The sequence below is a fragment of the Streptomyces sp. NPDC031426 genome (genome assembly GCF_055581585.1).
Map to the genome: position 1 here is coordinate 232,783 of NZ_JBVIJE010000003.1, position 26,384 is coordinate 259,166.

The 26,384-nt window shown below is 72.3% G+C and carries 19 protein-coding genes and 1 pseudogene; 13 read left to right on the forward strand and 7 right to left on the reverse strand.

Annotated elements, in window-relative coordinates:
- Positions 1 to 10 precede the first annotated feature (10 nt).
- The 6 genes from shc to ACZ5NH_RS06525 are packed head-to-tail and all read left to right on the forward strand — an operon-like array spanning position 11 to position 8,164.
- A complete protein-coding gene (gene shc / locus ACZ5NH_RS06500; protein WP_468773246.1) occupies positions 11 to 2,038 on the forward strand; it encodes a squalene--hopene cyclase in 2,028 nt (675 codons plus the stop codon).
- A 1-nt stretch (position 2,039) separates the two neighbouring features.
- Positions 2,040 to 2,681, forward strand: a complete 642-nt coding sequence (locus ACZ5NH_RS06505) for a phosphorylase family protein (protein ID WP_468773247.1) — start codon at positions 2,040 to 2,042, stop codon at positions 2,679 to 2,681.
- A gap of 5 nt (positions 2,682 to 2,686) precedes the next feature.
- Positions 2,687 to 3,712, forward strand: coding sequence for an adenosyl-hopene transferase HpnH (gene hpnH / locus ACZ5NH_RS06510; protein WP_388626915.1), 1,026 nt, complete (start codon positions 2,687 to 2,689; stop codon positions 3,710 to 3,712).
- A gap of 4 nt (positions 3,713 to 3,716) precedes the next feature.
- Positions 3,717 to 4,844 (forward strand): flavodoxin-dependent (E)-4-hydroxy-3-methylbut-2-enyl-diphosphate synthase, encoded by a 1,128-nt coding sequence (ispG, locus tag ACZ5NH_RS06515; protein WP_388626913.1) that lies wholly within the window; start codon positions 3,717 to 3,719, stop codon positions 4,842 to 4,844.
- Between the two features lie 39 nt (positions 4,845 to 4,883).
- Positions 4,884 to 6,782, forward strand: a complete 1,899-nt coding sequence (gene dxs / locus ACZ5NH_RS06520) for a 1-deoxy-D-xylulose-5-phosphate synthase (RefSeq protein ID WP_468773248.1) — start codon at positions 4,884 to 4,886, stop codon at positions 6,780 to 6,782.
- The gene (locus ACZ5NH_RS06525; RefSeq protein ID WP_468773249.1) at positions 6,779 to 8,164 is read left to right on the forward strand and encodes an aspartate aminotransferase family protein; all 1,386 of its coding nucleotides are present in this window, start codon (positions 6,779 to 6,781) and stop codon (positions 8,162 to 8,164) included. Before dxs ends, ACZ5NH_RS06525 begins: the two co-directional genes overlap by 4 nt.
- A gap of 82 nt (positions 8,165 to 8,246) precedes the next feature.
- On the opposite strand, the gene ACZ5NH_RS06530 is transcribed toward ACZ5NH_RS06525, so the two are convergent.
- Positions 8,247 to 9,845: an alpha/beta fold hydrolase gene (locus tag ACZ5NH_RS06530; RefSeq protein ID WP_468773250.1), complete on the reverse strand. Its 1,599-nt coding sequence runs from the start codon at positions 9,843 to 9,845 to the stop codon at positions 8,247 to 8,249.
- A 221-nt stretch (positions 9,846 to 10,066) separates the two neighbouring features.
- On the opposite strand from ACZ5NH_RS06530, the gene ACZ5NH_RS06535 reads away from it, so the two are divergent.
- On the forward strand, positions 10,067 to 10,693 hold the full coding sequence (locus ACZ5NH_RS06535) for a helix-turn-helix domain-containing protein (protein WP_468773251.1): 627 nt from the start codon (positions 10,067 to 10,069) through the stop codon (positions 10,691 to 10,693).
- Positions 10,690 to 10,812: a DUF6126 family protein gene (locus ACZ5NH_RS06540; RefSeq protein WP_388626906.1), complete on the forward strand. Its 123-nt coding sequence runs from the start codon at positions 10,690 to 10,692 to the stop codon at positions 10,810 to 10,812. Before ACZ5NH_RS06535 ends, ACZ5NH_RS06540 begins: the two co-directional genes overlap by 4 nt.
- A gap of 12 nt (positions 10,813 to 10,824) precedes the next feature.
- On the opposite strand, the gene ACZ5NH_RS06545 is transcribed toward ACZ5NH_RS06540, so the two are convergent.
- Positions 10,825 to 11,622, reverse strand: coding sequence for a tyrosine-protein phosphatase (locus tag ACZ5NH_RS06545; protein ID WP_468773252.1), 798 nt, complete (start codon positions 11,620 to 11,622; stop codon positions 10,825 to 10,827).
- A gap of 173 nt (positions 11,623 to 11,795) precedes the next feature.
- Here ACZ5NH_RS06545 and ACZ5NH_RS06550 point away from each other — a divergent pair, with 173 nt between their 5' ends.
- Both ACZ5NH_RS06550 and ACZ5NH_RS06555 read left to right on the forward strand, forming a co-directional pair.
- The gene (locus ACZ5NH_RS06550; protein WP_468773512.1) at positions 11,796 to 13,868 is read left to right on the forward strand and encodes an alpha-galactosidase; all 2,073 of its coding nucleotides are present in this window, start codon (positions 11,796 to 11,798) and stop codon (positions 13,866 to 13,868) included.
- Positions 13,869 to 14,025: 157 nt separating this feature from the next.
- On the forward strand, positions 14,026 to 14,811 hold the full coding sequence (locus ACZ5NH_RS06555) for an SGNH/GDSL hydrolase family protein (protein WP_468773253.1): 786 nt from the start codon (positions 14,026 to 14,028) through the stop codon (positions 14,809 to 14,811).
- A 186-nt stretch (positions 14,812 to 14,997) separates the two neighbouring features.
- On the opposite strand, the gene ACZ5NH_RS06560 is transcribed toward ACZ5NH_RS06555, so the two are convergent.
- Positions 14,998 to 15,612 carry a TetR/AcrR family transcriptional regulator gene (locus ACZ5NH_RS06560; protein ID WP_468773254.1) on the reverse strand — a complete coding sequence of 205 codons (615 nt, stop codon included), beginning with the start codon at positions 15,610 to 15,612 and terminating at the stop codon, positions 14,998 to 15,000.
- Between the two features lie 190 nt (positions 15,613 to 15,802).
- Here ACZ5NH_RS06560 and ACZ5NH_RS06565 point away from each other — a divergent pair, with 190 nt between their 5' ends.
- Positions 15,803 to 17,356 carry an APC family permease gene (locus ACZ5NH_RS06565; protein WP_468773255.1) on the forward strand — a complete coding sequence of 518 codons (1,554 nt, stop codon included), beginning with the start codon at positions 15,803 to 15,805 and terminating at the stop codon, positions 17,354 to 17,356.
- 196 nt (positions 17,357 to 17,552) lie between these two features.
- Here the strand turns inward: ACZ5NH_RS06565 and ACZ5NH_RS06570 are convergent, their stop codons facing one another.
- The 4 genes from ACZ5NH_RS06570 to ACZ5NH_RS06585 are packed head-to-tail and all read right to left on the reverse strand — an operon-like array spanning position 17,553 to position 23,870.
- Positions 17,553 to 19,880, reverse strand: a complete 2,328-nt coding sequence (locus ACZ5NH_RS06570; RefSeq protein ID WP_468773256.1) for an acetate--CoA ligase family protein — start codon at positions 19,878 to 19,880, stop codon at positions 17,553 to 17,555.
- A complete protein-coding gene (locus tag ACZ5NH_RS06575; protein ID WP_468773257.1) occupies positions 19,877 to 21,061 on the reverse strand; it encodes a glutamate dehydrogenase in 1,185 nt (394 codons plus the stop codon). The genes ACZ5NH_RS06570 and ACZ5NH_RS06575 overlap by 4 nt, the downstream gene beginning before the upstream one ends.
- A complete protein-coding gene (locus ACZ5NH_RS06580) occupies positions 21,058 to 22,713 on the reverse strand; it encodes a thiamine pyrophosphate-binding protein (protein ID WP_468773258.1) in 1,656 nt (551 codons plus the stop codon). The genes ACZ5NH_RS06575 and ACZ5NH_RS06580 overlap by 4 nt, the downstream gene beginning before the upstream one ends.
- A complete protein-coding gene (locus tag ACZ5NH_RS06585) occupies positions 22,713 to 23,870 on the reverse strand; it encodes an acyl-CoA dehydrogenase family protein (RefSeq protein ID WP_468773259.1) in 1,158 nt (385 codons plus the stop codon). Before ACZ5NH_RS06585 ends, ACZ5NH_RS06580 begins: the two co-directional genes overlap by 1 nt.
- Positions 23,871 to 24,101: 231 nt before the next feature.
- On the opposite strand from ACZ5NH_RS06585, the gene ACZ5NH_RS06590 reads away from it, so the two are divergent.
- Together ACZ5NH_RS06590 and ACZ5NH_RS06595 are read left to right on the forward strand one after the other, a co-directional pair.
- On the forward strand, positions 24,102 to 25,268 hold the full coding sequence (locus tag ACZ5NH_RS06590; protein WP_468773260.1) for an MBL fold metallo-hydrolase: 1,167 nt from the start codon (positions 24,102 to 24,104) through the stop codon (positions 25,266 to 25,268).
- A gap of 564 nt (positions 25,269 to 25,832) precedes the next feature.
- A pseudogene (locus ACZ5NH_RS06595) lies at positions 25,833 to 26,384 on the forward strand (hypothetical protein); the annotation flags it as partial.

A 26,384-nucleotide genomic window follows, 5' to 3' on the forward strand; every position in this document is an offset into this window, starting at 1 on the left:
AGGGGAAGCCATGACAGCGACGACCGACGGAAGCACCGGGGCGACTGTGCCGTCCCGCGCTGCCGCGGCCAGCGAAACCACTGCCATCACCACACCCGAGGCGGCCGGGGTACAAGAAGCCGCCGCACGCGCCACCCGGCGCGCCACCGACTTCCTGCTCGCGCGGCAGGACGCCCAGGGCTGGTGGAAGGGCGACCTGGAGACCAACGTCACCATGGACGCCGAGGACCTGCTGCTGCGCCAGTTCCTGGGAATCCGCGACGAGCGGACCACGCAGGCCGCCGCGAAGTTCATCCGCGGCGAGCAGCGCGAGGACGGCACCTGGGCCACCTTTTACGGCGGGCCCGGCGAACTGTCCACCACTGTAGAGGCCTATGTCGCCCTGCGCCTGGCCGGCGACACACCCGACGACCCGCACATGGCTAAGGCCTCCGCCTGGATCCGTGAGCGCGGCGGTATCGCCGCCTCCCGGGTGTTCACCCGTATCTGGCTCGCCCTGTTCGGCTGGTGGAAGTGGGAGGACCTGCCCGAGCTGCCGCCGGAGCTGATCTACTTCCCCACCTGGTTCCCGCTCAACATCTACGACTTCGGCTGCTGGGCGCGGCAGACGATCGTGCCGCTCACCGTCGTCTCCGCCAAGCGCCCGGTGCGCCCGGCGCCGTTCCCGCTGGACGAGCTGCACACCGACCCGGCGAACCCCAACCCGCCGCAGCCGCTCGCCCCCGTGGCGAGCTGGGACGGGCTGTTCCAGCGGCTCGACAAGGTGGTCCGCGGCTACCGCAAGGTCGCCGTGCGCAGACTCCGCAGGGCCGCGCTGAACTCGGCGGCCCGCTGGATCATCGAGCGGCAGGAGAACGACGGCTGCTGGGGCGGCATCCAGCCCCCGGCCGTGTACTCGGTCATCGCCCTGCACCTGCTGGGCTACGACCTCGAACATCCCGTGATGCGCGAGGGCCTCGCCTCGCTGGACCGGTTTGCCGTCTGGCGCGAGGACGGCGCCCGGATGATCGAGGCCTGCCAGTCCCCGGTGTGGGACACCTGCCTGGCCACCATCGCCCTCGTTGACGCGGGCCTGCCCGTCGACCATCCGCAACTGGTCAAGGCGGCCGACTGGATGCTCGGCGAGGAGATCGTCCGGCCCGGTGACTGGGCCGTACGGCGGCCCGAACTCCCGCCGGGCGGCTGGGCGTTCGAGTTCCACAACGACAACTACCCCGACATCGACGACACCGCCGAGGTCTCCCTCGCGCTGCGCCGGGTCAGGCACCACGACCCCGAACGCGTGGACCACGCGATCGGCCGCGCCGTGCGCTGGAACCTCGGGATGCAGTCGAAGAACGGCGCGTGGGGCGCCTTCGACGTCGACAACACCAGCCCGTTCCCGAACCGGCTGCCGTTCTGCGACTTCGGCGAGGTCATCGACCCGCCGTCGGCCGATGTCACCGCGCACGTCGTGGAGATGCTCGCCGCAGAGGGCCTCGCCCACGACCCGCGCACCCGGCGCGGCATCGACTGGCTGCTCGCCGAACAGGAGCCGGACGGCTCGTGGTTCGGCCGCTGGGGCGTCAACTACATCTACGGCACGGGTTCGGTGGTGCCCGCGCTGACCGCGGCCGGGCTGCCCGGCTCGCACCCGGCGATCCGGCGGGCCGTGACCTGGCTGGAGAGGGTGCAGAACGACGACGGCGGCTGGGGCGAGGACCTGCGCTCCTACAAGTACGTCAAGGAGTGGAGCGGCCGCGGCGCCTCCACGGCCTCGCAGACCGCGTGGGCGCTGATGGCACTGCTCGCGGCGGGGGAGCAGGACTCCAAGGCCGTCGAGCGCGGCATCCGGTGGCTCGCGGAAACCCAGCGGGAGGACGGCACCTGGGACGAGCCGTACTTCACCGGCACCGGCTTCCCCTGGGACTTCTCCATCAACTACCACCTCTACCGGCAGGTCTTCCCGCTCACCGCGCTCGGCCGGTATCTGCACGGTGACCCCTTCGAGCGCGGCCTCCTCACCCGGAAGCCGCTGTCCGAGGCGAAGGGGAGCTGACTTGACCACCCGGCCCGCACCCGTCCCGCTGCTGATCGCCTGTGCGCTCGGCATCGAGCACCTCGCCCTGCGCACCGGGGACAGGAGCGGGGCGGACGGGCCGGTCAGCTTCCTCCGTACGGGCATGGGCCCCCGTGCGGCGGAACGCTCCCTGACCCGGCAGCTCGCGGTCCCGGCGCTGGCCGGCGCGGCCGTACTGGCCACCGGCTTCTGCGCCGGGCTCGCCCCCGGCATGCACCCCGGCGACCTGGTGGTCGCGGAGGAGACCCGGGACCCGCGCGGCGCCGTCCCCTGCGTCGGCACCGAGCTGCTCGTCAAGGAACTCGTGCGCATCCTGCCCGGACGCACGGTCCACACCGGCCCGCTCACCGGCTCCGACCATGTCGTCCGGGGCCATGAGCGGTCCGACCTGCTCGCGACCGGCGCGATCGCGGTCGACATGGAGTCGGCGGCCACGCTCCTCACGGCCGTCCGCGGCGCTGAGCGCCCGGTCGCGGCCGTACGGGTGGTCGTGGACGCTCCTGAACATGAACTCGTCCGGATCGGCACCGTACGCGGTGGAATATCGGCTTTCCGTGTTCTTCGTTCTGTTCTTCCCGCATTCTTCGAATGGCACCGTTCTTTGCTGCTCCCCCGGAGGTGAGCCAGATGGCCATGCCGTTGCGTCAGACCGTCAAGGTCGCTACATACCTGCTCGAACAGAAGCTCAAGAAGAGGGACAAGTTCGCCCTGCTGGTCGAGCTGGAGCCGCTGTTCGCGTGCAACCTCAAGTGCGAGGGCTGCGGCAAGATCCAGCACCCGGCGGGCGTCCTCAAGCAGCGCATGCCCGTCGCCCAGGCCGTGGGCGCGGTGCTGGAATCCGGTGCGCCGATGGTGTCCATCGCCGGTGGTGAACCGTTGATGCACCCTCAGATCGACGAGATCGTACGGCAGTTGGTCGCCAAGAAGAAGTTCGTGTTCCTGTGCACGAACGCGCTTCTCATGCGCAAGAAGATGGACAAGTTCAAGCCCTCGCCGTACTTCGCGTGGGCCGTGCACATCGACGGGCTGCGCGAGCGGCACGACGCCTCCGTGGCGAAGGAGGGCACCTTCGACGAGGCGGTCGAGGCCATCAAGGAGGCCAAGCGGCGCGGCTTCCGGGTGACCACCAACTCCACCTTCTTCAACACCGACACCCCGCAGACCGTCATCGAGGTGCTGAACTACCTCAACGACGACCTGAAGGTGGACGAGATGATGCTCTCGCCCGCCTACGCCTACGAGAAGGCCCCCGACCAGGAGCACTTCCTCGGTGTGCAGCAGACCCGCGAGCTGTTCAAGAAGGCCTTCGCGGGCGGCAACCGCAGGAAGTGGCGGCTCAACCAGAGCCCGCTCTTCCTGGACTTCCTGGAGGGAAAGGTCGACTTCCCCTGCACGGCGTGGGCGATCCCGAGCTACTCGCTCTTCGGCTGGCAGCGCCCCTGCTATCTGATGAGCGACGGATACGTGTCCACGTACCGCGAACTCGTCGAGGAGACCGACTGGGACAAGTACGGCCGCGGCAAGGACCCGCGCTGTGCCAACTGCATGGCGCACTGCGGCTACGAGCCGACCGCCGTACTCGCCACGATGGGCTCCCTGAAGGAGTCGCTGCGGGCCGCGCGCGAGACGATGACGAGCGGAAAGCAGGGCTGACGCGATGACCGCCGTGCCCTTGGGCGTTCCCGAGGTACCGGCCCGGCCCGTCGCGCCGCGGCGGCAGTCGCGGCAGATCCACGTCGGTCCGGTGGCGGTCGGGGGCGGGGCCCCGGTGTCGGTGCAGTCGATGACGACGACCCGTACGTCGGACATCGGCGCCACCCTGCAGCAGATCGCTGAACTCACCGCGTCCGGCTGCCAGATCGTCCGCGTCGCCTGCCCCACCCAGGACGACGCGGACGCCCTCGCGACCATCGCGCGCAAGTCGCAGATCCCGGTGATCGCGGACATCCACTTCCAGCCGAAATACGTCTTCGCGGCCATCGAGGCCGGCTGCGCGGCGGTCCGGGTGAACCCGGGCAACATCAAGAAGTTCGACGACCAGGTGAAGGAGATCGCGCGCGCCGCCAAGGACCACGGCACACCGATCCGGATCGGCGTCAACGCCGGCTCCCTGGACCGACGGCTGCTGCAGAAGTACGGCAGGGCCACCCCGGAGGCGCTGGTCGAGAGCGCTCTCTGGGAGGCATCCCTCTTCGAGGAGCACGACTTCCGGGACATCAAGATCTCCGTCAAACACAACGACCCGGTCGTGATGATCGAGGCCTACCGGCAGCTCGCCGAGAGCTGCGACTACCCGCTGCACCTGGGGGTCACCGAGGCCGGCCCGGCGTTCCAGGGCACGATCAAGTCGGCCGTCGCCTTCGGGGCGCTGCTGTCCCGGGGCATCGGGGACACGATCCGGGTGTCGCTCAGCGCTCCGCCCGCCGAGGAGGTCAAGGTCGGCATCCAGATCCTGGAGTCGCTCGGCCTGCGGCAGCGGCGCCTGGAGATCGTCTCCTGTCCGTCCTGCGGGCGGGCCCAGGTGGACGTCTACAAGCTCGCGGAGGAGGTCACGGCGGGCCTGGACGGCATGGAAGTGCCGCTCAGGGTCGCGGTCATGGGGTGCGTGGTGAACGGTCCCGGCGAGGCCCGTGAGGCCGACCTCGGAGTTGCCTCGGGCAACGGAAAGGGGCAGATCTTCGTCAAGGGCGAGGTCATCAAGACCGTCCCCGAGTCGAAGATCGTGGAGACCCTGATCGAGGAGGCCATGAAGCTCGCCGAGCGGACGATCCCCGCAGACGAATGAGTTGAGCACAGCACGGCACGGACCGAGAGGGGGCCCAGCGTGAGCATTCTGGAGACCATCCGGACACCACGCGACCTGAAAGCGCTGTCCGAGGCGAAACTCGGCGAACTGTCACACGAAATACGTGAGTTCCTGGTGCAAGCGGTATCGAGGACCGGCGGTCACCTCGGACCCAATCTGGGGGTGGTGGAACTCTCCATCGCACTCCACCGGGTCTTCGAGTCACCGGTCGACCGCATCCTGTGGGACACCGGCCACCAGTCCTACGTCCACAAGTTGCTGACGGGGCGTCAGGACTTCTCCAAGCTGCGCGGCAAGGGCGGACTGTCCGGCTACCCCTCGCGCGAGGAGTCCGAGCACGACGTCATCGAGAACAGCCATGCCTCCACGGCGCTCGGCTGGGCCGACGGCCTCGCCAAGGCCAACCAGGTGCAGGGGGAGAAGGGCCATGTGGTCGCGGTCATCGGCGACGGCGCGCTGACCGGCGGCATGGCCTGGGAGGCGCTGAACAACATCGCGGCCGCCAGGGACCGCCCGCTGATCATCGTCGTCAACGACAACGAGCGCTCCTACGCCCCGACCATCGGCGGCCTCGCCAACCACCTGGCCACCCTGCGCACCACCGACAGCTACGAGAAGGTCCTCGCCTGGGGCAAGGACGTACTGCTGCGCACCCCGATCGTCGGGAACACCATCTACGAGTCCCTGCACGGCGCGAAGAAGGGCTTCAAGGACGCCTTCGCCCCGCAGGGCATGTTCGAGGACCTGGGCCTGAAGTACGTCGGCCCGATCGACGGCCACGACATCAAGGCCGTCGAGTCGGCGCTGCGCCGCGCGAAACGCTTCCACGGCCCGGTCCTGGTCCACTGCCTCACCGAGAAGGGACGTGGCTACGAGCCCGCCCTCGCCCACGAGGAGGACCACTTCCACACCGTCGGCGTGATGGACCCGCTGACCTGCGAGCCCCTCGCACCGGCGGGCGGCCCTTCCTGGACCTCGGTGTTCGGCGACGAGATCGTGCGGATCGGCGAGGAACGGGACGACGTCGTCGCCATCACGGCGGCCATGCTGCACCCGGTCGGTCTCGGCCGGTTCGCCGAGCGCTTCCCCGACCGCGTGTGGGACGTGGGCATCGCCGAGCAGCACGCGGCCGTCTCCGCGGCCGGCCTAGCCACCGGCGGGCTGCACCCGGTCGTCGCCGTGTACGCCACCTTCCTCAACCGCGCCTTCGACCAACTGCTGATGGACGTCGCGCTGCACCGCTGCGGGGTCACCTTCGTCCTGGACCGGGCCGGCGTCACCGGCGTGGACGGGGCCTCCCACAACGGCATGTGGGACATGTCCATCCTCCAGGTCGTCCCCGGTCTCAGGATCGCCGCCCCGCGCGACGCGGGCCAGCTGCGGGCCCAGCTGCGCGAGGCCGTCGCCGTGGACGACGCGCCCACCCTGGTGCGCTTCCCGAAGGAGTCGGTCGGCCCCGACATCCCGGCACTCGACCGGGTCGGCGGCATGGACGTCCTGCACCGCGCCGAACGCCCCGAGGTGCTGCTCGTCGCCGTCGGCGTGATGGCCCCGGTGTGCCTGCAGGCCGCCGATCTGCTCCAGGCGCGCGGCATCAACTGCACGGTGGTGGATCCCCGGTGGGTCAAGCCCGTCGACTCCTCGCTGCCGGGCCTCGCCGCCGAACACCGGCTGGTGGCCGTGGTGGAGGACAACAGCCGCTCCGCGGGCGTCGGTTCGGCCGTGGCGCTGGCGCTCGGCGACGCCGACGTGGACGTGCCGGTACGGCGGTTCGGCATTCCGGAGCAGTTCCTCGCGCACGCCAAGCGCGGCGAGGTGCTGGCCGACATCGGTCTCACGCCCGTCGAGATTGCCGGGCGGATCAGTGGGAGTCTGGCCGTCAAGGACGCGGGCGGCCCGGCCAAGGAGAGTGAATGAGCACGGAGTTCGACCTCGGCGCGCTGCTCGCCGAGCGCGGAGCCGAACGCTACGAGCTGCACACCAAGTACCTCAATCCGCAGCTCCCCCGCATGCTGCACACCATCGGCTTCGACAAGGTCTACGAGCGGGCCGAGGGCGCCCACTTCTTCGACGCGGACGGCAACGACCACCTGGACATGCTCGCCGGGTTCGGGGTGATGGGCCTCGGCCGCCACCACCCGGTCGTCCGCAAGGCGCTGCACGACGTGCTCGACCTGGACCTCGCCGACCTCACCCGGTTCGACTGCCAGCCGCTGCCCGGACTGCTCGCCGAACGGCTCCTCGCCCACAGCCCGCACCTGGACCGGGTGTTCTTCGGCAACAGCGGCACGGAGGCCGTGGAGACGGCGCTGAAGTTCGCCCGGTACGCCACCGGCAAGCGCCGCATCCTCTACTGCGACCACGCCTTCCACGGCCTGACCACCGGCTCCCTGTCGGTCAACGGCGAGAGCGGCTTCCGGGACGGCTTCGCCCCGCTGCTGCCCGACACCGCCGTACCGCTCGGGGACCTCGACGCCCTGGCGCGGGAGCTGAAGAAGGGCGACGTGGCCGCCCTGATCGTGGAGCCGATCCAGGGCAAGGGGGTGCACGAGGCGCCGCCCGGCTATCTGCGCGCCGCCCAGGAACTGCTGCACAGGCACAAGGCACTGCTCATCGCCGACGAGGTGCAGACCGGTCTCGGCCGCACCGGCGACTTCTACGCCTACCAGCACGAGGACGGCGTCGAACCCGACCTGGTGTGTGTGGCCAAGGCGCTGTCCGGCGGATACGTACCGGTCGGCGCCACCCTCGGCAAGGACTGGATCTTCAAGAGGGTCTACTCGTCCATGGACCGGGTCCTGGTTCACTCGGCGAGCTTCGGCTCCAACGCGCAGGCGATGGCGTGCGGGCTCGCCGTGCTGTCGGTCATGGAGAACGAGCAGATCGTCGCGGGCGTGCGCAAGACGGGCGAGCTGCTGAAGTCCCGGCTGACCGCACTGATCGACACCTACGAGCTGCTCGCCGACGTCCGGGGCCGGGGCCTGATGATCGGCATCGAGTTCGGCAGGCCCTCCTCGCTGAAGCTGCGCAGCCGCTGGACCATGCTCCAGGCCGCCCGCAAGGGCCTGTTCGCGCAGATGGTCGTCGTACCGCTGCTGCAAAGGCACCGGATCCTCACCCAGGTCTCCGGGGACCATCTGGAGGTGATCAAGCTGATCCCGCCGCTGATCATCGACGAGGCGGACGTCGAGCGGTTCGTGGACGCGTTCTCGGCCGTGATGGACGACGCCCACAGCGGTGGCGGCCTGATGTGGGACTTCGGCAAGACCCTGATCAAGCAGGCGGTGGCCAACCGCTGACCGCGCGGTCCGTGCCCGCGCCCGGCACCGGCACCGGCCCGGTGCGGAGCGCGGGCACGGACCCGCCGCGCGAGTCGTACCGCTAGGGTCCGATCTCGAACTGCGGCGGCTTGACGTCCTTGAGGCATCCGGTGTCCGGCGCGGCCGGGGTGTCGAGGAACGAGCGGGTGATCGCCTGCGCGCACGGCGACGCGGCGAACGTCACATGGGCGGTGTAGGGGACCGTGACGACGGTGGCCCGGTTCAGCGTCCGGGCGACGTACGGCCCGTTGTCCGCCCCCGTCTGGGAGTCGAACCCGCCGGACAGGGCGAGGGTGGGGATGTCGCTGCGCGTGACGTCGCGGACCGAGCGCGGCGCCGCGGGGACGTTCCAGACGGCGCAGTCCGGGCGGAGGAAGGTGAGCTGCGGAGCCTGGGCCAGCACCGAGCGGGGGAACGACGGGAACGCCTCCCGCCCTCCTCGGATCGCCTCGGCCCGGCTCTCGTACGGCACCCATTCACTGCAGAAGACGCCGTAGGCGAGCCCGTGGGACACCCTTCCGGCGGCCTGGGGGCTGAGCTTGCCGCCCGCCCACTGCACGGCGATCCGCTGTGGCCTGCCGTGGGCCAGCTCGTCGAGCGAGCGCGGCACCGCCGACGCCACGTGGGTGGCGGAGGTCAGCCAGTTCACCAGGGCCCCGCCGTCCAGTACGACCTTCACCGGCGCCCTGCGGCCGGGGACCGTGACCGTCGTGGTGACCGGACGCGCCTCGAGCTCGCGGACGAGGCGGTCGAAGGTGGCCGACAGGTGGGGATAGCGGCGGGCGCACGCGGGCTGTGCGGCGCAGGCCTTGAACAGACCGTCGAAGCCCTGCCGGGCGCTGCTCCAGGTCAGGGCCGAACCGGCCCTGGACGGCGGCAGGATGCCGTCGATGCCGACCGAACGGATGCCCTCCGGGTGCAGCCGCATGTAGAGGAGCGCCAGGTCGGTGCCGTAGGAGATGCCGAAGACGTTCCACTGCTCGAGGCCCAGGGCGAGACGCAGGTCCGCGTAGTCGGCGGCGCTCTCGGTGCCGTTGTAGGAGCTGAGGCCGATCCCGCGGCGTGCCAGCCGGCCACGGCAGGTCCGGGTCGCCTCGACGTGCAGGCGCTCGGTGGACGGGGCGTCATGGACCAGGCCGACCGCGCGTGCGTTGAACGCGTCGACGCCGGGACAGGTGAGCGCCGGGTCGGCGGAGTACGTCCCTCGCTGGGACATGAGGATCAGGTCCCGGTCGCGGTTCAGGCCGCCGTCGACCGCCATCCGCGCCTCCCCGACCGCGTCGTCGCCGGGTCCGCCGGCGAACCACACGACGGGGTCGGCCTTCGGCTTGGCCGCGGTCGCCGGGACGATCGCCACGCCGAGGGTGATCGTCCGGCCGCCCCGCCGGGTGCGGTTCTCGGGCACCCTGAGCGTGCCGCAGCGGGCTCCCTTCAGCGCGGGGACCGGCTCCGCGGTCTTCGGGCAGGCACCCGGCACGAAGCGGGCATCGCCCACCGTCCGGGCGACGGTGCCGATCGCCGTCCCGCTGCCGGTGCCCTGCTGTGCGTGCGCGGGCGCCGCGAGCAGGCCGATGACGAGGATCCCGGTCGCGACCCGGGCCGACCCGGCCCGGAGCGGAGGCAGCGTGCGGCGACGGCGGCCCGTGGAGGTGAGTGCCATCTGCCCTCCGGTCGCTTCGGGACGATGGTGAACGATTGGGAGGGCGCCCGGGTGATCTGGGCGGGGCGCACCTTTGGACCATAACGGGACCCGCGATGGCGCGCATACGGAGCGCGGATCGTCCGGCGGCCGGATCACGAAGGGACAGAGGCGCGCCGAGACTCCTTTGCCTCAGAGGCAATAAAATTGCCCAACAGGCAAGAATGGGGCTGAATGGAGGCATGAACGCCTCAGACGCCGGGCCGCCGCTGGCAGGCCCGGGCGGCGAGTTGCCCGCCGTCGCACCGCAATTGCGGGCACTGCGGCGGCGCGCCGGCCTCACTCTGGAGGTCGCGGCCCGCGCCGCCGGGCTCTCACCGGCCCATTTGTCCCGGCTGGAGACAGGACAGCGGCAGCCGTCGTTGCCGATGCTGCTGGCCCTCGCCCGTATCTACAGTACGACCGTCTCCGAACTGCTCGGCGAGACGGCCGCCGACCGGGACGCGATCGTGCGGGCCGGGGACATGGAGCCGACCCGGGCGGGCGGCTGGACGTACTTCCAGGCCGGGGCGCCGGGCCGCGCCATGCAGGCCCTGCGCGTGCGCGTGCCGTACGGCTCACAGGGCGACGTCGTGCGGGTCCACCCCGGCGAGGAGTGGCTCTACGTCCTGCGGGGCCGGCTGCGGCTGCGCCTCGGCGACACGGTGCACCTGCTCGCGCCCGGCGACAGCGCGCACTTCGACTCGCTCACCCCGCACCGCCTCGCCGCCGAGGACCACGACGGCGTCGAGCTGCTGTTCGTCCACACCCTGCTACAGAGCCCCACGGCCACGCTGTGCCTGGGGCCGCTGACCGGAGAGCTGCCATGAGCGACCTGGAGACGAAGTTCCCCCGTTCCCTGTGGATCCGCCTGATCATCTACATCGCCCTCGGCCATGTCCTGGCCGGGTTCCTCTTCCTGCTGTTCGCGCTGGGCGCGAAGAACTGACGCGCCGGCCGGTCAGTCCAGCAGGCGCTCGCGCAGCGCGTCGCGGGACACCGGGGTGAGACCGAGACCCCGTTCCAGGTAGGTGTCCACACCGCCCCAGGTCTCCTCGATGGTCTCGAACGCCGCGTGGAGGTACTCGGCGCGGGCGTCGAAGAGCGGGCTGAGCAGCTCCATGATCTCCGGGGTGTACGCGGTGTCCGCGCTCCCGTTGCGGCGGACCTTGTAGCGCCGGTGCTTGGCGTTGGACTCCAGGTAGTCGGCGACGATCGCCTCGCGCTCCACGCCGAGCGCGAGGAGTGTCACGGCTATGGAGATGCCGGCGCGGTCCTTGCCCGCCGCGCAGTGCATCAGCGCGGGCACGCTCTCCTCGACGAGCGCGCGCAGCACCTGGGAGTGCTCGGCGGTGCGCTCCATGACGATCGACCGGTACGAGGCGATCATCCGGGCCGCCCCCTTGCCGTCGGACAGGATGCCGCGCAGCTGGTCGAGATCGCCGTCGCGGACCATCTTCCAGAACTCGGCGCCGTCCGCCGGGTCGCTCAGCGGCAGGTTCACGTTCCGTACGCCGGGCAGCTCGACGTCCGGGCCCTCCAGCTTCTGGTCGGCCGCGTTGCGGAAGTCGAAGATCGTGTGCAGGCCCAGGGAGGCGAGGAAGGCCGCGTCGTCCTCCGTCGCGTGCGCCAGGTGCCCGCTGCGGAACAGCACGCCGTGACGAACCCGTCGTCCGTCCGTGGTGGGCAGTCCGCCCACGTCACGGAAATTGCGCACACCGGCCAGCTCCGGCTCGGTCGACGGGACCTGCTGCGTCACGGGGGCTCCTCGCGGTCGGGCCCCGCCGTCGCGACTCGCCGGCGGGCACTCCGTCGACCATACGACATCGGTTTCCTCGGGCAAGGAGTTGTCCACAGGCATTGTCACCAGGGGCTGCGTCACCTGATGATGTTGGCACTTGAGCGGATCTGTTGGCACCTGTGAGGTCTTACGTGGTGGACATCGCCGAAGACGGTCGTACCTGGCTCCTCTCGGGGCCCACCAGTAGCTATGCCCTGCATCTCACCGACGCGGACGAGTTGCTCCACCTGCACTGGGGGCCACGCATCGCCCTCGCGGACGCGGACGTCCTCGCCGAGGCCCCACTGCCCGGTTACTGGCCCTTCGAGTCCCCGCTGGACGGCCGCGAGGAGTACCCCGTGGAGGGCGGTCCCCGCTTCGTCCGCCCCGCCCTGTCCGTGCGCACCGAGGAGCGCCGCGGCACCGAGTGGCGTTTCGTGTCGTACGAGACGGAGGGCGACGAGCTGCGGCTGCGCTTCGACGACGACGGCCTCGCCGTCACCCTGCACTACCGGATGCGCGGTGACGTCGTCGAGCGCTGGGTCACGGTGGCGAACGGCACGCACACGCGCGTGGAGCTGCTGCGGGCCGACGCGGCCACCTGGACGCTGCCCGACCGCGACGGCTGGCGGCTGTCCCAGCTGCACGGCCGCTGGGCCGCCGAGTCCCGCCTCACCACCGCCCCGCTCACCTACGGCGAGAAGGTCATCGGCAGCCGCCGCGGCCACACCGGCCACCAGCACCTGCCCTGGGTGGCGCTCGACACCGACGCCACCGAGGAGCTGGGCGAGGTCTACGGCTGCGCGCTCGGCTGGTCCGGCTCCTGGCGTATCGCGGTCGCGCAACTCCCGGACGCGCGCGTGCAGATCACGGGCGGCGCCGGCTACGACGACTCGGGGCTGCTGCTCCTCGAGCCGGGGGAGTCGTACACCACCCCCGTCTTCGCCGGGCTGTGGAGCGACGGCGGTTTCGGCGGCGCGAGCCGCACCTGGCACGCCTACCAGCGCGCGTACGTCATCCCGGACGCCGAGCGGGACCGGCCGGTGCTCTTCAACTCCTGGGAGGCGACGACCTTCGACATCTCCGAGCAGCAGCAGCTCGCGCTCGCCCGCCGGGCGGCGGGGATCGGCGTGGAGCTGTTCGTCGTGGACGACGGCTGGTTCGGCGCCCGCACCAGCGACCGCGCAGGCCTCGGCGACTGGACCCCCAACCCCGACCGCTTCCCGCACGGCCTGAAGCCCCTCGCCGACCAGGTGCACGGCCTCGGCATGCAGTTCGGCATCTGGGTCGAGCCCGAGATGGTCAACCCGGACAGCGACCTGTACCGCGCCCACCCCGACTGGGTGCAGTACCAGCCGGGACGGAAGCGGACGGAGCTGCGCAACCAGCTCGTCCTCAACCTCGCCCGCGAGGACGTCCGGGAGTACCTCTGGGAGCAGCTGGACACCCTGCTCTCCAGCGCGCCGATCGACTATGTGAAGTGGGACTTCAACCGCTGCTTCACCGACGCCGGCTGGCCCGGGGAGCCGTATCCGCAGCGCCTGTGGGTGGACCATGTCCGCGCCTTCTACGCCTTGCTGGACCGGCTGCGCGCCGCCCACCCGCAGGTCGCCTTCGAGTCCTGCTCGGGCGGCGGCGGCCGGATCGACCTCGGTGTGATGAGCCGCACCGACCAGGTGTGGACCTCCGACAACACCGACCCGCTCGACCGGCTCGCCATCCAGTACGGCTTCAGCCAGATCCACCCCGCCCGGGTCATGGCCGCCTGGGTCACCGACAGCCCGAACACCCAGCTCAACGGCCGGGTCAGCTCCCTGCGGTTCCGGTTCGTCAGCGCCATGGCGGGCGTCCTCGGGGTCGGCGGCGACCTCAACGAGTGGACCGACGAGGACCTGGCCGAGGCCGGGCGCTGGGTCGAGCTCTACAAGGAGATCCGCCCGGTCGTCCAGCAGGGCGAGCTGTACCGGCTGCGGCCCCCGGCCGGCGGTCTGAGCGCCGTCCAGTACCTCCTGGGTGAGGAGACGGTGGTCCTCGCCTGGCTCCAGGCGCAGAGCCACGGCGAGTCGGCGCCGGCGCTGCGTCTGCGCGGACTCGATCCCACGGCATCGTACGAATGCCGCGAAACGGGTGACGTTCACCGTGGTGCCGTCCTGCTGCACCACGGCCTGCGCACCGGACTCAAGGGCGACCTGGATGCGACGGTTCTCCGACTGCGCCGCATCTGAGATTCCGGCGCGGGACCAGCGCTATTCCCGAATGGCAAATTATTTGAGGGTGTCACATCTCACCGTTCGTCAACCCCTCCTTACGGTCGCGTAGGTCACATCCGAAGGGGAATCATGGTCCGACGTGGCAGACGATTCGAAGAATGACAACAGATCAGTGATCGGGTCGTACGTGGCGGTGGGGGACAGCTTCACCGAGGGCGTCGGCGACCCGGGGCCCGACGGGGCGTTCGTCGGCTGGGCCGACCGGTTCGCGGTACTGCTCGCCGACCGGCGGCCCGAGGGCGACTTCAACTACACCAATCTCGCGGTCCGCGGGAAGCTGCTCGACCAGATCGTGCAGGACCAGCTCCCGAAGGCCGTCGAACTGGCCCCGGACCTGGTCTCCTTCTGTGCGGGCGGCAATGACATCATCCGGCCCGGCACGGACCCGGACGAGGTGGCCGAGCGCTTCGAACGGGCCGTGGTCCGGCTGACCGAGACGGCCGGCACGGTCATGGTGACGACCGGCTTCGACACCCGTGGCGTCCCCGTGCTCAAGCATCTGCGTGGCAAGATCGCCACGTACAACGGGCACGTCCGCGCCATCGCGGACCGGTACGGATGTCCCGTGCTCGACCTGTGGTCCCTGAGGTCCGTGCAGGACCGCAGGGCGTGGGACAGCGACCGGCTGCACCTCTCGCCCGAAGGGCACACGCGCGTGGCGCTGCGCGCCGGTCAGGTCCTCGGTCTGGAGGTCCCGGCCGACCCGGAGCAGCCGTGGCCGCCGCAACCGCCCCGCGGCACCCTGGAGATCCGCCGCGACGACGTCCACTGGGCCCGCGAGTACCTCGTCCCGTGGATCGGCCGCCGACTGCGCGGCGAGTCCTCCGGCGACCATGTGACGGCGAAGGGCGCCGTGTCGCCCGACGACATCAAGATGCGCATCGCCTCGGTGGCCTGACCGCATCGCCGTGCCCCGCACCGTGTGACCTGCGGTGCGGGGCACGGGTGATCGTGGGTGGTGTGCCCGGCTCAGCCGTCGGCAAGTGTGCTCAGCCGTCGGCAAGTGTGCTCAGCCGTCGGCAAGTGTGCCTGCCCGGAGACGGCCCCGAAGCGCGCGTGGCCCCGGCCTCACAGGGCAATGCGCCTAGCGCTCCGTCAACGCCTCCCGGTCCAGGCCCAGTTCCCGTGCCAGCGCGTCGTCGACCCATTCCTGCGCGCGCGTCCGCGGCACCGCTCCCGGGTACGACGTCAGCTGCACGGCGAGCCCGTCCAGCAGCGCGGTCAGCCGCAGCGCGGTGCCGGCCGGATCGGCACAGGCGAACTCGCCCGCCGCCACGCCCTCGGCGATGACCTCGGTGATCGCGGCCTTCCACTGCTTGTCCAGGTCCCGGGTGACCTCCCGCAGGGCCGGCTCCCGCAGGGCCACGGCCCAGCCCTCGATCCACAGCCGCCAGCCCTTGGCCTGCCCGGTCGGCGCGTACCAGCGCACCGCGGCCCGCAGCCGGCGCAGCGCGGACGTCCGCCGGCCCAGCAGCTTGCGCAGGTGCGCGAGATCGTCCTCGGCCGCGTAGGTGAACGCGGCGGCGACCAGCTTCTCCTTCGTCGAGAAGTGGTACAGCACCAGCGCGTTGCTCACCCCGAGCGTCGCCGCGACGTCGGCGATCCTGACCGCCGCCACGCCCCGCGCCTCGATCTGCCCGATGGCAGCCCGCAGCAGTTCCTCCCGCCGCTCGGCCACGCTCAACCGCACTCTCGCCACGCGGTCACCCTACACAGCCGCCCGGACATGCGCCGACGACCTCTTGACACCCCCGTGCGGCCGGGGTCACAGTACCCGCACTACTGACTGCTCGTTCAGTCAGTAAGCGGTCCGCCGCCACCGTCGGCCACCGTGCCAACGCCACCCCCCGCCGTCATAGGAGTCAGCCCGCGCCCGTAGGAGTCCGCCCGTGACCCACGCCCCGACCACCTCCGCGCACCCACAAGGCCCCGACACACCCGATCTCTCCGCCGGCTGGGGCGAGCAGCGCACCCGGCTCCGCAGGGAGCTGCGCCGGCTCGACGTGCTGTTCTTCCTCATCTGCACGCTCGTCGGCCTGGACACCATCGGCTCGGTGGCCGCCCAGGGCCCCCAGGGCCTGACCTGGATGGCGATCCTCGCGCTCGCGTTCTTCCTGCCGTACGGCCTGCTCGTCGCCGAACTCGGCGCCGCCTTCCCGGTGCAGGGCGGCCCGTACGTGTGGACCCGGCTGGCCTTCGGTCGGCTCACGGCGGGCGTCAACCAGCTGCTGTACTGGATCTCCAACCCGGTCTGGGTGGGCGGCAGCCTGTGCATCATCGCCCTGACGACCTGGGAGGAGTTCTTCACCCCGCTGCCCGGCGCCTGGAAGTACCTCGCCGGGTTCGTGTTCATCTGGGGCGGCGCGCTGGCCGTCGTCCAGTCGGTGCGGATCGGGAAGTGGGTGCCGATCGCCGGTGCCGCCGCCCGGGTCGTTCTGCTGGGCTTCTTCCTCGTCTCGGTCGTCGTCTACGCCGTCCGCAACGGCGTGCACGCCCTGCCCGCCGGCGGCTTCACGCCGACGTACACCGGCTTCGTCGCCCTGGTCCCCGTGCTGATCTTCAACTACGTCGGCTTCGAACTCCCCAGCTCGGCGGCCGAGGAGATGCGCAACCCGCGCCGGGACATCCCGCTGTCCATCCTCCGCTCCGGCCTCGCCGCACTCGTGCTCTACGGCGGCCCGATCCTCGGCATCCTGTTCGTCCTGCCGAGCGAACGCATCGGCAGCCTCGGCGGGTTCATCGACGCCTGCAAGGCCGTCTTCACGGTCTACGGCGGCTCGATCGCGGCGGACGGCACGGTCACCCTCACCGGCTTCGGCGCGGTGTGCGGCGGGATCGCGGCTGCCGGACTCATCGTCGGGCTGCTCACCTCGGGCGTCACCTGGGCCATGGGAGCCCACCGCGCCCAGGCCGTGGCCTGCGCGGACGGCGCCGGTCCCGCCTGGCTCGGCCACATCTCCGCCAAGCACGGCACTCCGGTACGGGTGAATCTGCTCTCCGCCGTCCTCGCCTCCGCGCTGTTCGTGACCGCCCTCAACCTCACCGGCGGCGACGGCGAGAAGTACTTCGCGGCGGGCCTGGGCCTGACCATCTCCACCACCTTCATCTCCTACGTCATCACCTTCCCGAGCCTCGCCGTCCTGCGCCGCAAGCACCCGGACGTGCCCCGCCCCTACGCCGTCCCCGGCGGGCTGCTCGGCGCCCGCCTCATCAGCGGCCTCGCCACCGCCTTCGTGGCCTTCACGGTCGTCGTCCTGATCTGGCCGGGCTTCGGCGTCGGCTGGTTCGGCACCGGCGGCAGCCCCGCGGACTCACTCCCGCACTCCTTCGCCGGGCAACGGGCGGCCTACACCCTCAGCCAGGTCGTACCGCTGGTGCTGTTCGTGGCCATCGGGCTGGGCTTCTATGCGGCGGGGGCGCGAACGCGCAAAGAGAAGGGGTAACGGGCGCTCCGCGCTTCCTGACATCGGGGGCGGGCGATCGCGGAGGGCTTCGCGGCCGAGGGGCGCCGGGAGGCCCTCCGTGATCGCATGTCGTCGTTTCGGGCCGCAGCGCAGGCGTGGCACTTCCGCCGGTACTCGTCCGCGCCATGACATCGTCGTACAGGGTCGCCGAGGCGCCCCCCGCTCTCAGCTTCCGTCATGCGCCCCGGACGACCGCGTGCGCGTCCAGGGCGAGCGCGCCGTCCGCATGCACCAGCAGCGGGTTGACCTCCAGCTCGGTGAACTCCGGGTGTGCGGCGGCCACTTGAGTGATCACGCACAGGGCGGTCGCGGCGGACTCCAGGTCGACGGGCGGGGCGCCGCGCCAGCCGGTCAGCAGAGGTGCGTGGCGCAGCCCGACCAGCAGCGCACGCGCGCGTGCCGGGGTGAGCGGGGCCAGGGCGAGCGCGGTGTCGGCGTGCAGTTCCGCGGTGACGCCGCCGATGCCGGCCAGGGCGACCGGGCCGAACGCCGGGTCGTGCCGGACGCCGACGATCAGTTCGTGGGCGTGTGCCGGTGCCGCCATGGCCTCGACGGCGTACCGTGCGGCGCCGGTGGACGCGCGCATCCGGGCCAGGGCCGCGCGTACGGCATCCGGGCCGCCGAGGCCCAGCGCGACCCCACCGGCCTCCGTCTTGTGCGCGAGGCCCATCGCCTTGAGCACGACCGGGAAGCCCACGCGCCGGGCCGCCGCGACCGCCTCCTCCTCGGAGTCGGGCACGAACTCGGCCTGGGGAAAGCGCAGTCCGCGGGCGGCGAGCAGGGCGCGGACGGTCTCGTAACCGCCGTCGGGCGCGGGTGGCGCGGAGCGGGGGAGAGGTGGCGGGTCGGTCGCCGCCGCGGCGGCGAGCCGTACGGCCCCGGCGAGGGCTGTGGCCGCCTGCTCGATGCGCTCGTACACGGGTGTCCCGCGCTCGCGCAGGACGGCGAGGGCAGGGGTGTCGCGGGCCATGGTGTGCACGAGCAGCGGGCGTCCGGTACGGGCGGCGGCGTCGGCGAGCGCGCCGGCCACCTCGCACTCGTGGGCGGTGCGTTGGGGGTCCGCGCTGGCGTAGTCGCCGAAGTAGCCGGTCAGGACGACGGCGTCGGCTTCCCCGCTGCCCAGCAGTGTCTCCGCCACGCGCGCGTAGCTGCCGAGATCGGCCTCGCCCGCGCCCGCCAGGTCGACGGGGTTGCGGCAGCCGGCGGCGGGTGGCAGCGCCTCGGCCACGCGGCGCACCGTGGCGGCCGACAGTTCCGGCACCCGGGCGCCGCGCATCGCGAACGCGTCGGCGGCGAGGGCGCCCTGACCGCCGCTGTCTCCTACGATCGCGATGCGGAGGGCGGCGGGACAGCGGGTGTCGGTCAACGGCGGTTGGCCAACGGGCGTTGGCGGGAATGGGGTCGGCTTTGGCGGGAATGGGGTCGGCTGGGGAACGCCGACCCCGGCCGGGGGGTGTCGACGGTCGCCGGCCGACGCGGCCAACGCCTGTTCGCCAACGTCTGCTTGCCCACAAGCGTTGTCCCCCGCCGCGGTCTGCCCACGCCTGTTCGCCAACAGACGTTGGCCATCGAGCGTTCGCCCACCGGCGTTGTCCGACCCCCGCCCGCTCCTCCCTGCCCCCGGCAACCACCCGCGCACGGCCGGCAGACACACCGCCGTGTCCACCAGCTCGCCCGCCGAATCCAGCAGCAGCGCGCCGCTGTCCCGGCAGACGGCCGCCACCGTGTCGTACGAACTGACCATGGCGCCCGTGTGGGAGGCGGCGGCGCCCGCGGCGGCGGGGCTGCGGCCGACCGTGAGCAGCAGGACCGGTTTGCCCGCCGCGTGCGCGGCCCGCAGCACCCGGGCGAGACGGCGGCCGTCGCGGAAGTCCTCCACGTAGGCGGCGAGCACCCGGGTGGGCGCGTGCGTGACGAGCGTCTCCAGGGCCTCCGCCGCGTCGATGTCGCGCTGGTTGCCGAGCGAGACGAACCGGGAGAAGCCCTGTCCCGCGCGGGCGAGCAGTCGCCCGATCTCCAGCGCGAGGTTCCCGCTCTGCGACACCAGGCCAACCGCGCCCGCCGGGAACTCGCCCCAGCTGAGCCGCAGTTCGCTGCCCGTGTCGACCAGACCCATGCAGTTGGGGCCGAGCAGCCGGGCGCCCCGGGCGGTCACCTCGCGGGCCAGCGCGCGCTCCCCGGCCGGGTCCCCGCCGGAGGTGATGACGGTGAAGTGGCGGGCGCCGGCCGCCAGGCCCTCGGTCACCACGGGCCGTACGTGCGCGGGCGGCACGGCCACCACGACGTGCTCGCAGGCGAGCCCGGTGAGTCCGGCGCGGAACGGCACGCCGTCCAGGCTGCCGCCCCGCCGGTTCACCAGGTGCACCTCCCGCCGCGCCCGCCCGGCCAGTGCCCCCTTGGCCAGCCAGTAGCCCCACTTCCCGGGCTGCGCGGAGGCGCCGACGACGGCGACCGAGGCAGGGTCGAACAGCGCGTCCGGGGAAGGCGCACCGGAGCCCCTCACCGGTACCACCCGAAGCGGTCCGCGATCACCGGCAGCCGGTCGGTCACCAGGGCGTGGGCGGCCGCGCGCGGAGTCGCGCCGTCGGCGTCCGCACGGTCGAGGATCAGGCCGATCAGGGCGCGCATGGAGCGCCGGATGTGCGCGAAGGCCTCGTCGGCGTCCGCGCCGATGTCGCCGAACAGGGTCCACCACCACCAGGCGTTCGTACCGGAGTTGACCACCACGTCCGGCAGCACGGTGACCCCCCGCGCGGCCAGCAGCTCCTCCGCCTCCGGAAGTACGGGCATGTTGGCGGCCTCCACGATCCAGCGGGCGCGGATCCGGTCCTGGTCGGCGGTGTCGATCGCGTACGACACGGCCGCCGGCACGAGCACCTCCGCGTCGGCGGACAGCCAGGCGTCGCCGGGCAGTTCGCGGTCGCCGGGGCGCAGCACACGGCGGTCCACGGCGCCGTAACCGTCCCGCGCGGCCAGCAGGGCCTCGACGTCCAGCCCGGCGGGATTGGCGATGGTCCCCTTGATGTCGGCGACCGCCACCACCGTCAGCCCCGCGCGTGCGAGGAACCGCGCGGTGGCCCCGCCCATCGTGCCGAGCCCCTGTACGGCCACCCGGGTGCCCGGGTACGGGACGCCCGCGCGGTCCAGCACCGCGAGCACCGACTCGGCGACCCCGCAGCCGCCGGCCAGTTCGTCCAGACCGATGCCGTCCACCTCCACCGCGAAGGCGGCCGCGAGCCGCTCGCGGGCCGCCGCCTCGTCGTCCAGCAGCGGGTACACGGCCTGGATGGAGGAGACCAGACCCGCCTCGGCCGCCGCGCGGTCGACCAGGTCCTGGGTGAGGCCGAGGTCCTCGCCGGTGGTCCAGAAACTCTCGATGTACGGGCGCATGGCGCGCAGATAGCGCACCAGAAGTCCGTACGCCTGCGGGTCCTGGGGGTCGCAGTCGATGCCGCCCTTGGCGCCGCCGAGGGGCACATAGCGCGCCTCGGGGTCGTAGTGCAGCGCCTCCTTCATCGTCATGCCGCGGGCGAGCCCCGCCACCTCCTCCAGCGTGCAGCCGGGGCGCATCCGCAGTCCGCCGCTGGCCACGCCGCGCACCAGCCGGTCCACGACCAGGAAGCCCCGGCGGCCGGTGACGTGGTCGGTCCAGACGAGCGACATCAGGGGAGCGGTGGCGGTCATGGGGTCTCCTCGGGGACGGTGATCAGGGTGGGGCCGGGCCGGTCGAGGGCCTCGGTCACGGCACCCGCCAGCGCGGCCGGGTCGCACGCGCGCGTGCCGTGTCCTCCATAGGCGCGGGCGAGGGCGGGCAGGTCGACCGGCGCGAGGTCCACCGCGGCCGGCGCGTCGCCGCGCGCCCGCATCTCGTCGCGGATCTCGCCGTAGCCGCCGTTGTCGAACACCACTATGGGCAACGGGAGTCGGAGCTGTGCGGCGGTCGCCAGTTCCTGCACCGTGAACTGCAGTCCGCCGTCCCCGCTGAGTGCGAGCACCTGCCGGTGCGGCTCGGCGACCTTGGCGCCCAGCGCTGCGGGCAGCGCGTAGCCGAGGGTGCCGAAGCCGGTGGGGTGCAGATACCGGCCCTCGGGGCCGACGGGCAGGTGGGGGAGAGCGCCGTAGTAGCAGCACTGGGCGCTGTCGGAGGTGATGACGGCATCGGCTGCCAGCACCGCGCGCAACGCCCGCAGATACGGGATCCAGCGGGCGTCCCGCGCGGCCGTCTCGGTATCGCGCGCGGCGCGCAGGGCGGCCACCTCGCCGGCCACGCGCGTGTGCGGCCTCTTTCGGGGTACGCGCGCGTGCCGGTCGTCCGGCAGTTCCGTCAGCAGGGCCTCCAGGGCGAGCCGCGCGTCCGCCACGAGCGGTACGTCCACCGCGGCGCCCGCGTACATCTGGTCCGGGTCGAGATCGACGCGTACGAGCGCGCCGTCCAGGGGCGGTGGGGCGGTCCAGAAATCGGACTCGGACAGCTCCGTGCCGACGGCGAGGACGGCGTCCCGCGTGGCGAGCCACTTCTGCACGGCCAGGCTGTGCAGGGAGACGCCGAGGGACAGCGGATGGGTCTCCGCGACCGTGCCCTTGCCGGCCGCCGTGGTCACGACGGGCGCGCCCAGGCGCTCGGCGAGGGCGAGGCACTGCGCCCGCGCGCCGACGGCTCCGCCGCCGAGCACGAGCGCGGGGCGGCGGGCGCCGGAGAGGGCCGTGACGGCCCGTCGTACGGCCTCCGGGGCGGGCGCGGGCAGTGGGGCGCACGGGGCCCGCCGGACGGGCCCCAGCACCTGGGTCGCCGTCAGCAGGTCCAGCGGCACCTCGATGTGGGCGGGGCGCGGGCGCCGGATGCGGAACAGGGTGAAGGCCCGGGCCACGGCCGCGTCGATCTCCGCGACCGACGAGACCCGGTGACTGAACGCGGCGACCCCGCGCAGGGCGTCGGTCTGGCTGCGCATCTCGTGCAGCGCGCCGGTGGCCAGCCGGGGATGGCCGAGCGGCATGCCCGGCGAGACGACCAGCAGCGGCACGCTGTCCGCGTAGGCCTCGCCGACGGCGGCCGCCGCGTTCAGCAGGGCGGGCCCGGTCGTGGTGAGCACGACCCCCGGACGGCCCGTCACGCGCGCGTACCCGTCGGCCGCGTACCCGGCACCCTGCTCGTGGCGGGGCGTCACATGGTCGATGCCGTAGGCGGGCAGATGCCGGTGGATCTCCAGATTGTGGGTGCCCGGGATGCCGAAGACGCGGGTCACGCCGTGCGCCCGCAGGGCCCGTACGAGCGCCTGGCCGCCCGTCAGCAGGCCGTCGGCGGCGGCCTGGGACACCGGCTCGGCGAGAGCGCCCATCACAGACTCCGCGCGATGACGAGCCGCATGATGTCGGAGGTGCCCTCCTCGATCTCCTCCAGTTTGGCGTCCCGCATCCACTGCTCCACCGGGAACTCCCGCGAGTAGCCCCAGCCGCCGAGCGTCTGCACGGCCGCCCAGGTGCAGTACGCGGCTGTCTCCGACGCCGTCAGCTTGGCCATCGCGGCCTCCGCGGTCGCCTCCAGACCCGCGTCCAGCCGGCGGGCCGCCCGCCAGGTCATCAGCCGGGCCTGCTCCACGCGCGTGCGCATGTCGGCGAGCCGGAAGGCGACCGCCTGGTGCTCGATGACCGGCTTGCCGAACTGCCGCCGCTCACGGGCGTAGTCGCGCGCGTACTCGTACGCCGCCCGGGCCACGCCCGTCGCCGCCGCGCCCAGCACCGTACGGGAGATGTCGAAGGTCCGCATCAGCCCGACGAAGCCCTCGCCCTCCGCGCCGAGCCGGTGCTCCTCGGGTACGAACGCGTCGTCGAAGAAGATCTCCCGGCAGACGATCGCCCGCTGCCCCATCTTGCGCATGGGCTCGCCGAAGGTCATCCCCTCGGTGCCCTTGCGCAGCAGGAAGGCGCTGACCCCGCGCGAGCGCCGGGTGGGGTCGGTCTTGGCGAAGACCACGTAGCTCTCGGCCTCGCCCGCGTTCGAGATCCACGCCTTCTGGCCGTGCAACCGGTAGCCGCCGGCCGTGCGGTGTGCGGCGGTGACGATCGACGCGGCGTCGGAGCCGGCGCCGGGCTCGGTCGTCGCCAGCGCCGTCATCGGGGTGTCCGGTCCGGCGAGGGGCGTCAGCCACTCCTGCTTCTGCTCCTTGGTGCCGAGTTCGAGGACGGGGTCGGCGAAGAAGCCGTTGGAGCACAGCAGGTTGCCGATGCCCAGGTCGCCCACGCACAGCTCCTCCTGGACCAGGCACTGGGTGAAGACGTCGGTGAAGCCGCCCCCGCCGTACTCCTCCGGCAGCATGAACCCGGTGATGCCGACCTCGGCGGCCCTGCGCCACAGGTCCCAGGGTGTCTCCACATCGGCCTCGTCCACGGCACGCGCGCGTGGCCGTATCTCCTCGCGGGCGAAGGCACGGGCGAGATCGACGGCGTCGCGCTGTTCGGGGCGGAGCGGGACCAGCTCGGTGGGGAGGTCGGACATGGTGCCTCCAATGCGGCCGCGGACGGTGGTCGGCGAAGGGCGCCGGGCAGAGCTCCACTGAACGCTCTACTGAATCGTGAGTCAGTATCCGGAGCCGGTCCGTGACCTGTCAACGTGCTGAACCGAGGTTCAGTAGCGTGCCGCCGGGCCCGCTGAGGCGCCCCGCCGGGGCCGGACTGTCGGAGGGGCCGACCATAATGGGGAGCCTCACCCACTCCACCGGGAGGTACCGTGACCGGACTGCGTTCCTCGAGCTCCGGGCTCCGCGCCCTGCGGCCCGCGGCCTTCGGCGCGGAACCGGGCGGAGAGCGCCTGGCACGCATCCGCCGCTCCCCCCACTTCAAGGACGGTGTCTTCCAGAACCCGGGCGGCCCCGCGCGCACCCGGCCCTCCGGCTCCACGCTGGACCTGGCGAAGGTGTTCCTCGACAAGGAAACCCGGCCCCTGCGGGCCCCGAAGGGCACCGTCCCGGTGCATCCCACCACCTTCGCCGACCTGGCCAAGCCGCCCGCCACCGGACTGCGGCTGACCTGGATGGGCCATTCCAGCGTCCTCGCGGAGATCGACGGTCACCGGGTGCTGTTCGACCCCGTATGGGGCGAGCGCTGCTCCCCGTTCCCCTTCGTCGGCCCCAGGCGGCTGCACCCCGTGCCGCTGCCGCTGGCCGCGCTCGGCGAGGTCGACGTGGTCGTCATCTCGCACGACCACTACGACCACCTGGACCTGCCCTCGATCAAGGCGCTGGCCGGCACCGACACCGTCTTCGCCGTGCCGCTCGGCGTCGGCGCCCACCTCGAACACTGGGGCGTCTCCCCGGACCGCCTGCGCGAGCTGGACTGGCACGAGTCGACGCGGGTCCGCGGCCTCACCCTCACCGCGACGCCCGCCCGGCACTTCTGCGGCCGCGGCCTGCGCAACACCCAGCACACGCTCTGGGCCTCCTGGGCCGTCGCCGGCGAGGAGCACCGGATCTACCACAGCGGTGACACGGGCTATTTCGAGGGCTTCAAGGACATCGGTGCCGAGCACGGCCCGTTCGACGCCACGATGATCCAGATCGGCGCCTACAGCGAGTTCTGGCCCGACATCCACATGACCCCCGAGGAGGGCCTGCGCGCCCACCTCGACCTGCAGGGCGGAGCACCGCACGGCGCGCTGCTGCCGATCCACTGGGGCACCTTCAACCTGGCCCCGCACCCCTGGGCCGAGCCGGGTGAGTGGACGAAGGAGGTCGCCGAGGAGGCCGGCCAGGCGGTGGCCCTGCCCCGCCCGGGCGAGCCCTTCGAGCCGGCGGGCAAGCTCCCGGCGGAGGCGTGGTGGCGCGGCGTCTCCGGGGAGCTGCGGCGCACCTGGCGCTCGGTCGGCGCGTTCGTGGCGGAGCCGCCCGCTCGCAGGTGACGCCGCTGAGCCGTCAACTCCGAGGGGCGGGGACGCCTCGGTCGCCCGCCGGGCCTCAGCGTGGCTGTCGCCCTCGGCGACCGTGACGGGCTCGCTGCCCTGACCATGCGCCGCCAGGCGGCCGACCTGGGCGGCCCCGCGCCGGCGCCGGCGCCGTACCGGCCGAACCGCCCCCGCGGGCCGGACTGCGCCGGGTGGCCCGGCGCCCGAGGACCTGGCTCCAGCTGACCGAGCCCATGCTCGCCGTCCTCGCTCGCGCCGGATTCGACGACGCCGTACGCAAGTCTTCAGTCCCCACGCCCCAGCCAAGGCCAAAGCGGATACTCTCCGTAATAATCCGCCGCGACGGCGATCGCGTCGTCGTGATGGATTCTGCACGAGTCGTATCGATGTGTTTCGGGTTCAACTCCCGTGCCTGACCGGGTAATCGGTCTGTCGTACGAGGCCTCATACCAGAGCGGGACCAATCCTGCGGGACTTTGTCAACTGCCCCCCGCACATGAGGGGGAGGCGACTACTGTCAGTGGCCGCATGGCAGCCCGACGGACTAGTACGAGGACGCAGATGTCTCACCTCCGAGCACCGGCCGCCCGTGCCGACCGCCGCGAGGGCGGCCGGCACGGGCGACCGGTTGCCCGACCCGCTCCCGCACTGCCCGAGACGCACATACGGCCCCAGCTCATGCGGCTCGCCGTGCTGCCGCCCCTCGCGGTCGCGCTGAGCGCCACCGCCGCCGTGCTGTTCAGCATCCGCTCCTCCGGCGCGCGCACCGGGCCCGTGCTGTGGGCCGTACTGGCCGGAGCGGTCACCGTGGCCGTCGCCGGCATCCTCATCGCCGCCGTGGCCGCCGACCGGGCCGCCCGTTCGGTCTCCGACCGCGTCGACGCGCTGCGCCGCACCGCCGCGCGCGGCGAGGCCGACCTGCACGCCCTCGTCGACGCGCTGCGCCAGGGGGAGGCCCCGCCGCAGCGCACATCGCGCCGCCGCCCGCCCGAGGACGCCGACGACTTCGAACTGCTCGCCGCCGACCTGGCCCGGGGGGGGGGGGGGGGGGGGGAAGGGGGGGGGGGGGGGGGGGCACCACCCCGCCCAAGCAGAAGCAAAGAGAAGAGGGAA

What these genes read in the sequence shown, in the direction of transcription:
- shc (WP_468773246.1), top strand. Translation starts at nt 11, where the DNA reads ATGACAGCGACGACCGACGGAAGCACCGGGGCGACTGTGCCGTCCCGC.
- hpnH (WP_388626915.1), top strand. Translation starts at nt 2,687, where the DNA reads ATGGCCATGCCGTTGCGTCAGACCGTCAAGGTCGCTACATACCTGCTC.
- ispG (WP_388626913.1), top strand. Translation starts at nt 3,717, where the DNA reads ATGACCGCCGTGCCCTTGGGCGTTCCCGAGGTACCGGCCCGGCCCGTC.
- ACZ5NH_RS06525 (WP_468773249.1), top strand. Translation starts at nt 6,779, where the DNA reads ATGAGCACGGAGTTCGACCTCGGCGCGCTGCTCGCCGAGCGCGGAGCC.
- ACZ5NH_RS06530 (WP_468773250.1), bottom strand. Translation starts at nt 9,845, where the DNA reads ATGGCACTCACCTCCACGGGCCGCCGTCGCCGCACGCTGCCTCCGCTC.
- ACZ5NH_RS06535 (WP_468773251.1), top strand. Translation starts at nt 10,067, where the DNA reads ATGAACGCCTCAGACGCCGGGCCGCCGCTGGCAGGCCCGGGCGGCGAG.
- ACZ5NH_RS06540 (WP_388626906.1), top strand. Translation starts at nt 10,690, where the DNA reads ATGAGCGACCTGGAGACGAAGTTCCCCCGTTCCCTGTGGATCCGCCTG.
- ACZ5NH_RS06575 (WP_468773257.1), bottom strand. Translation starts at nt 21,061, where the DNA reads ATGACCGCCACCGCTCCCCTGATGTCGCTCGTCTGGACCGACCACGTC.
- ACZ5NH_RS06580 (WP_468773258.1), bottom strand. Translation starts at nt 22,713, where the DNA reads ATGGGCGCTCTCGCCGAGCCGGTGTCCCAGGCCGCCGCCGACGGCCTG.
- ACZ5NH_RS06585 (WP_468773259.1), bottom strand. Translation starts at nt 23,870, where the DNA reads ATGTCCGACCTCCCCACCGAGCTGGTCCCGCTCCGCCCCGAACAGCGC.